Annotated in this window: 8 protein-coding genes; 1 reads left to right on the top strand and 7 read right to left on the bottom strand. The window is 43.1% G+C overall.

Annotated elements, in window-relative coordinates:
* Positions 1–20 precede the first annotated feature (20 nt).
* The 6 genes from mraY to rsmH all read right to left on the bottom strand — a co-directional run bounded on the left by mraY (position 21) and on the right by rsmH (position 7534).
* Positions 21–1103: a phospho-N-acetylmuramoyl-pentapeptide-transferase gene (gene mraY / locus B0184_RS02800; protein ID WP_005709500.1), complete on the bottom strand. Its 1083-nt coding sequence runs from the start codon at positions 1101–1103 to the stop codon at positions 21–23.
* A gap of 9 nt (positions 1104–1112) precedes the next feature.
* Complete coding sequence (gene murF, locus B0184_RS02795) at positions 1113–2507, bottom strand: UDP-N-acetylmuramoyl-tripeptide--D-alanyl-D-alanine ligase (RefSeq protein ID WP_005709497.1); 1395 nt, start codon at positions 2505–2507, stop codon at positions 1113–1115.
* Between the two features lie 217 nt (positions 2508–2724).
* Positions 2725–4197, bottom strand: a complete 1473-nt coding sequence (gene murE / locus B0184_RS02790) for a UDP-N-acetylmuramoyl-L-alanyl-D-glutamate--2,6-diaminopimelate ligase (protein ID WP_005709466.1) — start codon at positions 4195–4197, stop codon at positions 2725–2727.
* 8 nt (positions 4198–4205) lie between these two features.
* Positions 4206–6254, bottom strand: a complete 2049-nt coding sequence (locus B0184_RS02785) for a penicillin-binding transpeptidase domain-containing protein (RefSeq protein WP_005709519.1) — start codon at positions 6252–6254, stop codon at positions 4206–4208.
* A gap of 8 nt (positions 6255–6262) precedes the next feature.
* Positions 6263–6583, bottom strand: coding sequence for a cell division protein FtsL (gene ftsL / locus B0184_RS02780; protein WP_005709543.1), 321 nt, complete (start codon positions 6581–6583; stop codon positions 6263–6265).
* A 9-nt stretch (positions 6584–6592) separates the two neighbouring features.
* On the bottom strand, positions 6593–7534 hold the full coding sequence (gene rsmH / locus B0184_RS02775) for a 16S rRNA (cytosine(1402)-N(4))-methyltransferase RsmH (RefSeq protein ID WP_005709383.1): 942 nt from the start codon (positions 7532–7534) through the stop codon (positions 6593–6595).
* A 337-nt stretch (positions 7535–7871) separates the two neighbouring features.
* Between rsmH and rnr the strand changes: the two genes are divergently transcribed.
* Positions 7872–10232, top strand: coding sequence for a ribonuclease R (gene rnr / locus B0184_RS02770; protein WP_005709407.1), 2361 nt, complete (start codon positions 7872–7874; stop codon positions 10230–10232).
* An 86-nt stretch (positions 10233–10318) separates the two neighbouring features.
* Here rnr and rne read toward each other — a convergent pair whose 3' ends face one another.
* The gene (gene rne, locus B0184_RS02765) at positions 10319–13291 is read right to left on the bottom strand and encodes a ribonuclease E (protein ID WP_005709526.1); all 2973 of its coding nucleotides are present in this window, start codon (positions 13289–13291) and stop codon (positions 10319–10321) included.
* Positions 13292–13559 lie beyond the last annotated feature (268 nt).

Raw genomic sequence — 13559 nt, 5'->3', positions numbered from 1 at the left:
GAAAGCCTATCCAACTGACCTTAACGTAATTTTAGTGTTACTAAACCAATCAACACAAGCATTAGCGTAATGATCCAGAAACGCACAATAACACGCGGTTCTGGCCAGCCTTTTAGTTCGAAATGGTGGTGGATTGGTGCCATACGGAAGATGCGTTTTTGGCGAAGTTTGTATGAACCAACTTGCAAGATTACCGACAATGCTTCCACCACAAACACACCGCCCATAATCACAAGCAATAATTCTTGACGAACCAATACCGCAATCGTGCCTAATGCACCGCCTAGTGAGAGTGAGCCCACATCTCCCATAAACACTTGTGCTGGATAGGTGTTATACCATAAGAAACCCAAACCTGCGCCGACAATAGCAGTACATAAAATCACTAACTCGCCTGCATTTTGGATAAATGGAATGTGCAAGTATTGGGCGAAGTTGTAGTTACCTGTTGCCCACGCAATCAGCGCAAAAGCACTTGCGACCATAATAGTAGGTACGATTGCCAAACCATCTAAACCGTCTGTGAGATTAACCGCATTACTGGTTCCCACAATCACAAAATAAGAAAGAATAACAAAGAAAATACCAAGCTGTGGCATAAACTCTTTAAAGAACGGCACAACTAATTGGGTTGCTGCAGTATCTTTTCCGACTGCATAAATGCCAAATACCGCAATTAAAGCAATCACAGACAACCAGAAGTATTTCCAACGTGCGATCAAACCATCTGTATTTTTACGTTTGATTTTCCAATAATCGTCCACAAAACCGACGATCCCATAACCAAATAAAACAAACAACACAAACCAAACATAGCTGTTGCGTAAGTCTGCCCAAAGCACAGTACTGATACCAATAGAAGCCAAAATCATCACACCGCCCATCGTTGGTGTACCGCGTTTTTTAAAGTGGCTTTCTGGACCATCATTACGTACTTCTTGTCCGAATTTTAATAGTTGTAAGCGACGAATCACTTCTGGTCCAATCCAAAGCCCAATGCCCATAGCCGTTAATAACGCCATAATAGAACGGAAAGTAATATAAGAAACGACATTAAACGCCGTATTAAACTGAACAAGATATTCAGCAAGCCAAACTAACATAATAAATCCTTAAAATTGAATATGAAAAGCACGGCATAAATCCGCAATCAAAGTTTCCATTTTTTGGCTACGAGAGCCTTTCGCCAATAAAACAAGCGGTTGTTTTTCTGCAATTTTTTGCGAAATAATCGGTAGCAAGAAATTGCTCATGGTTTGCTTATCAGCAAAATGATGTTGTGCATTAGCACTAATCACTGCACTTTCTTTGCCAAAAGAGACGATTAAATCTAATCCTGCCTGTTGCGCAAAATCAGCAACTTCTTGATGGCATTGCGCACTCTCTTTGCCAAGTTCCGCCATATCACCTACCGCAAAAATACGAAATGCAGGGTAATTTTTCAGTACAGAAATCGCGGATTTCATCGAATCAACATTGGCGTTGTAGGTGTCATCAATAAACAAACAATGCTCGTTAATTTCAACAGGGTATAAACGCCCTTTCACTTGTGAGCACTGTTCAAGCCCTGCTTTAACATCTGCTAAACTTGCGCCAACTGCCATCGCTAACGAAGTTGCCGCTAAAGCATTGGAAACATTATGTGCCCCTAAATAAGGCAAATTGATTTCAATTTCCTCTTCAAAGGCATGCAAAATGAAAGTTGAGCCGTTCAAATTAAGTGAAACATTTTCTGCCCAAAAATCCGCATAAGAATCTTGATCTGAACCGGTATAACTAAAAGATTGCAATTCATGATCACCAATTTCTTTACGCCATTGCGGATAATAAAAAGCTTGGTTAATAATCGCTTTACCGTTTTCTTTTAGGCCTCGATAAATCTCACCTTTCGCAGCTGCAACACCTTCAATCGAACCAAACCCTTCTAAATGAGCAGAGGCGACATTATTCACTAAGCAAGCATCGGGTTGGGCAATCGCAGTAGTATAAGCAATTTCACCGATATGATTTGCACCAAGTTCAATGACTGCAAATTTATGCTGTTCTGTTAGGCGTAATAAAGTCATCGGTACGCCTAAATCATTGTTCAGATTGCCGAAAGTATAAAGCACATCTTCTTCACAAGCGGCTGTTTTTTGCAAGATCTTTGCCGTCATCTCTTTCACGGTTGTTTTACCCGATGAACCAGTCATGGCAACCGTTTTAGGATTCAATGTGCTTTTTAGCCATTTCGCTAATTCACCTAAAGCTAATCGCGTATCCGCCACAATAATTTGCGGTACAGCAATCGGCAATTCACGCTCAACAACAAGTGCTACACAGCCTTGCTCAATAGCTTTTTCTGCATAATCATGTGCATCAAATTTTTCGCCTTTTAATGCAAAAAATAAGCCATTTTCGACCGCTTGTCGCGTATCGGTACTGACTGTCGTTACCGTTACATTACTATCACCAAACAGCCTTGCATGAAGGATTTCGGCGATTTGTTGGGTTGTTTGTTTTATCATTGTTTTCCTTCTAGAGTTATTTCCCTAGGTTACGCATAAATTTGCCCCACTGGGGCAGTTATTTTTTTCATTAAAATTCAATGCTTAGAGATCAGCCCCCTCTTTAGCAAAGAGGGGAGGGGGAGATTTAGCAGAAGTAAAAACGGAGTCCATACGAAAAATAAACATCGTAATCAAATCTCCCCTAACCCCTCTTTTCTAAAGAGGGGGGAGCGCCCTACAAATATTTTCTAGCCACTTCCTGATCTGAAAAATGATGCTTGGTCGTGCCAATAATTTGATAGTCTTCATGTCCTTTGCCAGCGATTAAAATCACATCTTGTGGTTTCGCTTGCAGAATGGCTGTTTTAATCGCTTGTTCGCGATCATGAATAACTTGAACAACACCAACATTCTCAAAGCCCTTAAGAATATCTGCCATAATTTTCTGATTATCTTCAGTACGCGGATTATCATCTGTCGCAATTACGCGATCTGCAAGCTGTTCAGCAATGTTTGCCATCATTGGACGCTTACCTGCATCACGATCGCCACCACAGCCGAAAATACAGTAGAGTTTGCCTTCAGTATGAAGTCGTGCAGCTTGTAATGCTTTTTCTAAAGCATCGGGCGTGTGAGCATAATCAACCAGCACCAATGGACGATTTTCTGCAGTCACACACTCCATTCTTCCTGCCACGCCTTTAAGAAGCGGTGTAGTTTCGACTAATTTTTGCAAATCATGCCCAAGTGCTAACAAGCCGGCTAACGCTAGCAGTAAATTGGCGACATTAAATGCCCCAATTAACTGGCTATGTAAAGTGCCATTACCCCAGCTCGATTCAAATTCAATGGTCGCACCTTGTAAGGTAAACGAAACACGAGTCGCTTTAACATATCGGTGTGAAGTTTGAAAATCAGGATTTACGCTCACTGCAACGGCATCAGGCAATTTGGCTAACCAATTCGCCCCTGTTTCATCATCGGCATTTAATACTTTAGCCTTGGTGTTAAGCTCACTAAACAAACGGAATTTTGCCGCAGCGTACTCTTCCATTGTGTGATGATAATCAAGGTGATCTCGACTCAAATTAGTAAACATTGCCAAATCAAATTGCAACGCTTCCGCACGATACTGCACTAAACCGTGAGAACTCACTTCCATCGCACAAAAGTCAGCACCAAGCGCAATAAAGTTTGCAAGATTTTGTTGAATTTCAACTGCAGAGCCTGTGGTGTTAGCTGCTTCTTGAACTTGCCCAAATAAGCCATTACCAATCGTGCCCATCACAGCAGATTTGCCACCCAGTAAATTATGCCATTGCGCTAACAGCTGAGCTGTTGTCGTTTTGCCATTTGTGCCGGTAATACCCGCTAATGTTAATTTTTCGCTTGGGTTGGCATAAAATTCGCCCGCGATTTGCGAGAGCAGTTTCGGCAAATGTGGCACACTCAACACACAAGCAGTGGCATTTACAAACTCTTTTGCGATTTTGACCGCTTGCACGCCTTCGTCCGCTTCCGCCAAAATCAGGCTTGCACCTTGTTCAATCGCTTTGGGAATAAATGTTCTGCCATCCACATTATGCCCTTTTAAGGCAATAAACAGATCGCCGTTACTGACTTTGCGGGAATCAAGCGTCATTTTTGCAAGTGGTGAAATTTGCACGTTATCTTGCAATTGAGGGAAAAAGGTGAGTAATCGTTTCATTATTCGGCTTATTCTGTTAGGTTATCTGGTTTAATATTATACGCTTTTAGCGTATAGCCCATAATTTGTGAGAACACAGGAGCGGAAACTGCACCACCATAATATTTGTCTTTGCTTGGTTCATTAACCAACACCACCAATGCAAAACGCGGGTTACTTGCTGGAGCAAGGCCTGCGGTATAAGCGAGGTATTTTTCTACATATTGCCCTTTTTCGAGCTTACGTGCTGTCCCTGTTTTGACCGCCACACGATAGCCATCAACCATCGCACGGGCTCCGCCTTCGCCTTTCTGTGCCACGCTTTCCATCATATGTACCACATCACGGGTAATTTTCTCAGGCAATACACGTTCGCCAATCACAGGCGGATCCACTTTGGTAATTGAAAGCGGGCGGTAAATGCCGAAGCTGCCAAGGGTTGCATAAGCACGAGCTAGTTGAAGTGGGGTAACATTTAAGCCATAGCCATAAGCCAAGGTCGCTCGTTCAATATCTGACCAACGTTTGCGGTCACCATTGGTGCCGCGCTGTTCGCCCAAGCCTAAGCCTGTATCTTTACCAAAACCAACTTTGCTATAAGTATCAACCAGTGCGGTAGAAGGCATACGCAACGCTAAACGGCTTACCCCGATGTTACTTGATTTCTGCAAGATACCCGTAATTGAGAGGCTATCACGCGGTGCCACATCGCGGATGGTGTGTCCATTCACTACAAATGGATGGGTGTTAATCACTTCATCACGGTAGGTTACGCCGTTTTGTAAAGCGGTTAAAACTGTAAAAGGTTTTACCGTTGAACCTGGCTCGAATGTATCAGTAATCGCACGGTTACGCATCAATTCTGGTTTAAATTCCGAACGGTTATTGGGATTAAAAGACGGTGCATTTGCCATCGCTAAAATCTCGCCCGTTTGCACATCCACCAACACTGCCGTGCCTGAAATGGCATTGTTCTCTTTTACCGCATTTTTAATTTCGCGATAAACCATAGACTGCAAATCTTGATCAATACTCAACACTACATCTTGTGGGTTGTACTCTTTCTCATCACGAATATTCTCAATAATATTGCCACGGGCATCTTTACGAATAACCTGTTTACCGCTTTTACCAATGAGTAAAGCATCAAAGCTACGCTCAAGCCCTTCTGAGCCGTGTTTATCGTCAATATCGGTAAAGCCAACGAGCTGCGAAGCCTCTTCCACTAACGGGTAAAAACGGCGAGATTCTTCACGTAAGACTATCGCATCTAATTTTAACTCTTGTGCATAACGGGCAATACTTTCTGTTTCGTGGCGTACTAAATAGATAAAACGTTGACGATGAGCCTTATATAGGCGATCCATCATTTCGTTATAAGGCACTTTTACACTTTTTGCGAAGGCTTGCCATTTATCACGCTCTAATTTGGCTTCGGCATTTTCTAACTGAACGAAATACGAGTTTGGATTTTGACGTACAACTTGAAGTTGCTCTGCAGAAACCTCTGTCATTTCAGATAATAATGTCCAATATTTCGGATCCTGTGTATTTAAAATAGAACGAGGATCAAATTCAACTTTTTCGCTTGAATTATTTTTTTTATCTAAAAACCGACTTACGCTTTTAATGATTTTACTTCTTGAGCTGCCTGTTTCAATCGCTAATGCCTTCCAAGTATCTGGAGAACGGCTCAATTTGCTGTCAAAGTATTCACGAGGGTCAATGGTAATAGAATACATCGGGGCACTAACCGATAAAAACTTACCATTTCGATCTAAGATACTGCCACGTTTAAAAGGCAGCTCAATCGTTCTCAATGAGCGGTTATTTGCTTCGCTAATTAAGCGAGGTGATTCAATCACTTGAATCGCAACCACTTTATAAACCAATGCAGAAACTAAAATAATCACAACCACCCAAAGCATAATAAAACGCCTCGGCATATAACTTGGCTCAACGGCTTTTTCGTTTTCATTTTCAGCTAAGGTTGCATTATTTTCTGTTTTGTGTTTTTTACGCTTAAACAGGCTAAACCTAGGATTTTTATTGTTTTTAGGCTTAATTGCTCGTGCCATTTCTAACCCTATTTTTTCTCTAATAAAATGACTTCTTGTTCTTTTTTAATCGCTTGTAGCTCAGCTTTATTGGCATAAGCATCAATTTTATTTTGGCGACTTGCACTATTTTCTTCTAATTGCAGATGGACATATTGGCTTTCCAGTTTCCGATTTATCTTGATTAATTTTCCTTGTTCAGAAGTGAGAAGGCGTGTTTGAGCAGTAACCCAAATGGTGGCTAATGCAGTGATAATAATCAGCGATAGAAGCAATAATGCGACTTTATTTTTTCCGATTAAATCTTCAAAAATTTCCTGTCCTAACGGATAACGTTCATTTCCTGCCATTTTTATTCCTTAACGTTTTTCTGCTAAACGTAACACCGCACTGCGTGAACGCGGGTTAGCCTCTATTTCTGCCTCACTTGGCATAATCGCTTTTCCAACGGCTTTCAGCGGAATATCTTTGTTCAATTCGCTTTCCAAAATCGGCAAGCCACGCGGCACTTCTTTGCCTTTGCTGTTTTTCTTGATGAATTGTTTGACCATTCGGTCTTCCAACGAATGGAAGCTGATGATCGACAAACGCGCTTCGGGAGCTAACACGCTTAATGCCGAGTTTAACGCTTTTTCCAACTCGTCCAATTCGCTGTTGATAAAAATCCGAATCGCTTGGAATGAGCGGGTTGCGGGGTGTTTGTGCTTATCTTTAAACGGTACGGCATCGCTGATAATTTGGGCTAATTGCAAAGTATGGGTAATTTTTTGACCGCTTGTTTTGTTGAAATTCACAATCGCCGTGGCAATGCGTTTGGCAAAGCGTTCTTCGCCAAATTCTTTTAAGACCCACGTTAAATCGTGAATCGAAACCTGATCGAGCCATTCTGCTGCTGATAAGCCTTTAGTGGTGTCCATTCTCATATCCAACGGCCCATCACGCATAAAGCTAAACCCGCGATCAGCATCGTCCAATTGCGGAGAAGAAACACCTAAATCGAGTAAAATGCCATCAATTTTACCAATTAAGCCTAATTCTTCGCACACCTCTGGAATAGCTGAAAAAGCGGTATGGAAAATTTGAAAACGTGTGTCGGAAATGGTTTTGGCTTCTTCGATCGCACGAGGGTCACGATCGGTTGCGATTAAACGCCCATTTTCGCCCAGCTTTGAAAGAATAAGGCGAGAATGCCCACCACGCCCAAAAGTCCCGTCAATATAGATGCCGTTTGGTTTGATTGCCAAGCCGTCCACGGCTTCGTGAAGTAAGACGGTAATGTGTTTGTGGTGCGTATCGCTCATCGTGTAGCCTTAAATGAAGTGTTGTTTTATCGGTTATTTTATAGAGAATTGTGCCAACTAAAAAGTTCCCTGACAAAAGGCTAAATTCTATCGGTTCACAATAGGTCGGGCAAGCTGTTTTCTAAATTTGTTTAGGATTATTGGTAAAAACTTGATACTATGCCCAACATCATTTCACAAGCGGTAGAATTTTACCGAAGTTTTGCCAAATTCCTTTCCGTAGGGTGTGTCAGCTGGCTGACGCACGCTTTTCTATTATTGATTGTGCGTGAAACCATATTTAATACCCCCTACATTTTATTTCATAAAAAATAACAACAAATCAAAAGAGAACCCAATGATAGTCGATCCAAATTATCAACAAGAATTAGAAAAATACGAAAACCCCGTGCCTTCACGGGAATTTATTTTACAAACCATTCGCGAATTTGATGCTCCCATGAAACGCGAGGAGCTGCTTGAAGCCTTTCATATTTATGATGAAGAACGCACCGAAGGCGTGCGTCGTCGATTACGTGCGATGGAAAACGATGGGCAGTTAGTTTTTACCAAAGGTAAACGTTATGCTTTGCCTGAAAAGATGGATTTGCTCAAAGGCACGGTAATTGGTCATCGCGATGGCTACGGCTTTTTGCAAGTCGAAGGGGCAGATAAAAACGCTAAAAAAGATGATGATTGGTTTATTCCAAACGTGCAGATGGCACGTGTGATGCACGGTGATTTTGTGCTGGCTCAACCGAACGGGATGGATCGTCGTGGGCGTAAAGAGGTACGTATTGTACGTGTGCTAGAAGCCCGTAAAAAACAGCTCGTTGGTCGTTTTTTCCTTGAAAGTGGCATCGGGTTTGTCGTACCAGATGATAGTCGTATCACGCAGGATATTTTAATCCCTGATGAATTCCGCCAAGGGGCAAGAATGGGGCAAGTTGTGGTGGTTGAGCTACAAGAACGCAAAGCGAGCTTTAACCGCCCTATCGGTAAAATCACCGAAATTTTAGGCGACAATCTCGCCCCTGGTATGGAAATCGAAATCGCCTTGCGTAATCACGACATTCCTCATGTTTGGGGAGATGCTGTTGAAAAACAGATCCGCCATTTTAACGAAGAAGTCCCCGAAGAAGCGAAAAAAGGGCGAGTGGATTTACGAAATTTACCGCTTGTGACCATTGATGGCGAAAGTGCCCGCGATTTTGACGATGCCGTCTTCGCTCAAAAAGAGCCAAATGGCTGGCGTTTGTGGGTAGCTATTGCGGATGTTAGCTACTATGTTCGCCCGAAAACGGCACTAGATTTAGAAGCAGCAAACCGCGGGAATTCGGTCTATTTTCCAAATCGCGTGATTCCAATGTTGCCAGAAGTGCTTTCCAACGGCTTATGCTCGCTCAATCCGCAGGTAGATCGCCTATGTTTGGTAGCAGAAATGATAGTTTCCGAACAAGGCGAACTCACGGGTTACGAATTTTATGAAGCGGTGATGAATTCTCATGCACGCCTGACCTACACCAAAGTGTGGAAAATGTTGCAAGGGGATGAAACCTTACGTGAACGTTATGCTCCGCTTGTACCACATATTGAAGAGCTTTATCGTTTGTTCAATGCCTTAGCAGAGGCTCGCCAAAAACGTGGTGCGATTGAGTTTGAAACGGTCGAAAATCAATTTATTTTCAATCCTCAGGGAAGAATTGAGCGAATTGAACCACTTGTTCGTAATGATGCTCACAAGCTGATTGAAGAGTGCATGATTTTGGCGAATATCGCTGCAGCTCGTTTTGTGGAAAATGCGAATGAGCCTGCGTTATTCCGTATTCACGATAAACCAAGTGAAGAGAAACTGACTAGCTTCAAAACCTTTATTCGTGAGTGTGGCTTAACGTGGAATGTCGGTTTAGATCCAACGCCTAAAGATTACGCATCATTAATTGAACAGCTTGAAGGTCGCCCAGATCGCGAGCTTATCCAAACGATGTTGCTCCGCTCGCTCAAACAAGCCGTCTATGCAGCGGATAACGTGGGGCATTTCGGCTTAGCATTAACCGAATACGCTCACTTTACCTCTCCAATTCGTCGTTACCCTGATTTGCTGTTGCACCGTGCAATTAAATATTTAATCGAAAAGGGAAAAGGTAATACCAGAAATTACACAGAGGGTGGCGGTTACCATTACAAATTAGATGATATTGACCAATTCGGAGATAAATGCTCTGCTACCGAACGCCGAGCAGACGATGCAACCCGCGAAGTCGCAGACTGGCTGAAATGCGAATTTATGCAAGACCATTTGGGCGAAGAATTTGAAGGCGTAGTCTCTTCTGTCACGGGATTTGGCTTGTTCGTGAAATTAGATGGATTGTTAATCGATGGCTTGGTGCACATTTCCACGCTGAAAAACGACTACTACCATTTCGATGCCGATAGACAGCGTTTAGTCGGCGGTTCAGGCATCATTTACCGCTTGGGCGATAAGGTGAAAGTGCGTGTCATCAACGTGAATTTGGACGAGAAAAAAATCGATTTTGCTTTGTTAGACAACTTCCGCAAAGGAATGAATCTCAGCAAAACTGCCAAACAAAAAGCGAAAAAAGCCAATGCCAACAAGCCTGTTTTTAAAGAGGTTAAAAGCTTTAAAAAAGAGAAACCAAAGAAGAAAAAACAAGCGGTGAAATCTAAGAAAAAAGTGGCGAAAAAGGCGAAGAAGTAGTGATTACTACTAAATGAATTTTATATGCAAAAATTAACCCGCTTGTATCACAACAAGCGGGTTATTTTCTTTAAGGCTTTACCAAATTAGTTGGCTACACGTGGGGCTGAGTGCACGTGGCTGTCTGCCGCTGCGTGTCCTGCAGCTCCTTTGCCGTGGAAGTAATATTTTGAATGATTCCACACACGAATTTGGAAGGCGGGTGCTGCTGGCTCTTTGTTCTTTGCTTTAGTCATCGCTGCTTTGGTATGTTCCACGCGAGAGAATGTACCTAAATGTCCTTCAAACACATATTCGCTTTGGTAAGTAGAAACAGGCACGATAATCGCTTTTTGCTCAGTCTCTTCAATTGCAGGTGCAGCTGTTGCTTGAACCATCGCAGTTTGAGCATTGAGATTGCTACGACGTTCCTGGTTTTCTTTTACTAAATCACGATCAGAGTGTTGGCTTACCACTTCACCAAATGGGGCAATGTGTTCTGCCACTTTAGTGACTTCTGGTTTTGGTTCTGCCGTTGCTGGATGTGCCACACGCTCATGACGCTCTTTCACCAAATCGCGATCGGTATGTTGGGTAACAAAGCCGCCAAATGGTACGGTGCTTTCCACTTTGCGTTCTGCTTTTTTTGCCACTTGTTCCACTTTCACTTCGGTTGAAGTCGCTTGCTGTTCGAGCATCTCATCCACTGACAAGAAGTTTTGTTTTTCTTGTACTGGTTTTTGAGGGCGAACGTTAATTGCCAGTAAAATTTTACCGCTTGCGGCTTCTGGTGAAGCAACAGCAGAAGTTAATGGCATCGCACGTACACGATCATTGTATTGGCGATTATCACGACGTCGTTGGTTGCCTACGCGTAAATGGCGAGGCAGGCGACGTTGACGGCTGTTTTCGCGGTTGTTCTCGTTGCTTTCTACATGCTCTTCGTTTGTGGTTTCAGCTTCAACAAGCGGTTGAATTTTCGGTGCTTTTTGCACTTCAGCTTGAACAGGGACTTGCTCTGGAGCAATGGCTTGTACGTTTGCGTTTTCGTTACTTTCTGCTGCTTCAACATTGTTTTCTATGCGCACTTTTTTACGTAAATCGCGGCGTTGGCGACGCTCTGCAACTTGGCTCGATTTTTCGACCGCTTCTGATACGCCAGCCGTTTCTTCCACAATTTGACGACGCGGTTGACGCTCTTTACGTTCAGCTTTTTCGCCTTTCGCTTTTTGTTCGTCTTGTTGTGCTTTACGTTGTTCTTGGCGTTCTTGACGATCTGCACGGTTATTGCGTTGACGACTATTGCGGCGTTCGCGAGGGTTGCGAGATTTTGCTTTTGGTTTCTCTTCTTCCTTCGGCTCTTCGCTGAAAATCGCTTTAATTTTCGCGATAATGCGGCTTAATAGAGACGGTTTTGTAAGCTCAACAGGAGTTGGTGCTGGTTGAAGATTAAGCTCTGTGCTGTTGAGTACAGATTCCACGGTAATCACTGGCTCATTACGGCTCACGAGAGCTTCGTCTGAATGTGAGTGATGATATGGATTTTGCTCATCATCTTGGCGAGCCAAATAGCGTTTTGCTAGGTCGTAGCTTAACATCGGCTCGATTTCATTTTCGCGCAAACGGTAAACGCTAAAGTGTGGTGTTTCCATACTTTCGCTTGGTACAACCACCACGCTCACATTTTGGCGAGACTCAATGCCTGAAATTGCTTTGCGTTTTTCGTTCAATAAGTAAGAGGCAACTTCCACCGGCACAATTGCGTGAATTTGTGAAGAATTCTCTTTAATGGCTTCTTCTTCCACTAAGCGTAAGATAGAGAGTGCGATCGATTCGTTATCGCGCACTTTACCTGTACCTTGGCAGCGTGGACAGATATGGCTTGACGCTTCGCTTAGTGATGGGCTTAAGCGCTGACGGCTCATTTCAAGCAAGCCAAAGCGTGAAATACGGCTGAATTGGATGCGTGCACGGTCTTGGCGAGTTGCTTCACGAATGCGGTTTTCCACTTCGCGTTGGTGGCGAACAGGGGTCATATCGATGAAGTCGATCACAATTAAACCACCTAAGTCGCGTAAACGTAATTGGCGCGCGATTTCATCTGCCGCTTCTAAGTTGGTGTTGAGTGCAGTTTCTTCGATGTCGCCACCACGAGTTGAGCGTGATGAGTTGATGTCGATTGCCGTTAAGGCTTCGGTCACATCAATGACAATTGAACCGCCAGATGGCAAGCGAACTTCACGTTGGAATGCCGATTCAATTTGCGATTCGATTTGATAATGGCTGAAAAGCGGCACCTCGCCTTCGTATAAACGCACACGATTGATGAAATCTGGACGCACTAGGCGAATATGATTTTTTGCTTTTTCGAAGATTTTTTTGTTATCGATTAAGATTTCGCCAATGTCGCGGCGGAGGTAATCGCGAATAGCACGCACGATTACATCGCTTTCTTGGTGAATTAAGAACGGTGCAGGGCGAGATTGTGCCGCATTTTTAATTGCTTCCCAGTGATGCAATAACACTTTTAAGTCCCATTGCAACTCTTCTGGTGATTTTCCTACGCCCGCGGTACGCACGATTAAGCCCACATCTTCAGGCACATCTAAGCAATCTAACGCTTCTTTGAGTTCTAAACGCTCATCGCCTTCAATACGGCGAGAAATTCCGCCTGCACGTGGATTGTTTGGCATTAACACTAAGTAACTGCCCGCAAGTGAAATGAACGTGGTTAAGGCAGCACCTTTGTTACCACGTTCTTCTTTGCTCACTTGTACGATTACCTCTTGCCCTTCTTGAATAATATCTTTGATATTCGGGCGACCACTGAATACATAACCTTCAGGGAAATATTCGCGTGAGATCTCTTTTAAAGGCAAAAAGCCGTGACGCTCAGCACCGTAATCTACGAATGCGGCTTCAAGGCTTGGTTCAACACGGGTAATTTTCCCTTTGTAAATATTTGATTTTTTTTGTTCGTGCCCTGGCGACTCAATGTCCAGATCGAATAGACGCTGCCCATCAACAAGGGCAACGCGCAACTCTTCTTTTTGAGTTGCATTGATTAACATACGTTTCATTGTGTTTCTCTTATCTTTTTTGTTGTTGCTTGAGTTATTGCGTATTTTCAAATGACTCAACAGATTGTTGGCATTTCCGCCAATCTCACGACTGTCTTCGCTTTAACTATGAATAAATGATAATTTTTGTCTTACGCCCATTTCGTTTGTCTAAAATAGCTGCAAAATCAAAGGGTTATACCCTAAAGGAGTTTTTTGCTCACAAGAGCAAAGCGGTCTCTTTTTTACCAAAATTTGCAGGTAAAAAGAGGGCTTTATTATCGCATTT

Source organism: Haemophilus paraphrohaemolyticus, assembly GCF_002015045.1.
In the GTDB taxonomy this organism is placed as follows: Bacteria; Pseudomonadota; Gammaproteobacteria; order Enterobacterales; family Pasteurellaceae; genus Haemophilus_A; species Haemophilus_A paraphrohaemolyticus.
Note: the sequence above shows the minus strand (reverse complement) of the source record. Positions and strands in the feature narration are given on the sequence as shown.

What these genes read in the sequence shown, in the direction of transcription:
- murF (WP_005709497.1), bottom strand. Translation starts at nt 2,507, where the DNA reads ATGATAAAACAAACAACCCAACAAATCGCCGAAATCCTTCATGCAAGG.
- ftsL (WP_005709543.1), bottom strand. Translation starts at nt 6,583, where the DNA reads ATGGCAGGAAATGAACGTTATCCGTTAGGACAGGAAATTTTTGAAGAT.
- rne (WP_005709526.1), bottom strand. Translation starts at nt 13,291, where the DNA reads ATGAAACGTATGTTAATCAATGCAACTCAAAAAGAAGAGTTGCGCGTT.
- B0184_RS02785 (WP_005709519.1), bottom strand. Translation starts at nt 6,254, where the DNA reads ATGGCACGAGCAATTAAGCCTAAAAACAATAAAAATCCTAGGTTTAGC.
- mraY (WP_005709500.1), bottom strand. Translation starts at nt 1,103, where the DNA reads ATGTTAGTTTGGCTTGCTGAATATCTTGTTCAGTTTAATACGGCGTTT.
- rsmH (WP_005709383.1), bottom strand. Translation starts at nt 7,534, where the DNA reads ATGAGCGATACGCACCACAAACACATTACCGTCTTACTTCACGAAGCC.
- rnr (WP_005709407.1), top strand. Translation starts at nt 7,872, where the DNA reads ATGATAGTCGATCCAAATTATCAACAAGAATTAGAAAAATACGAAAAC.
- murE (WP_005709466.1), bottom strand. Translation starts at nt 4,197, where the DNA reads ATGAAACGATTACTCACCTTTTTCCCTCAATTGCAAGATAACGTGCAA.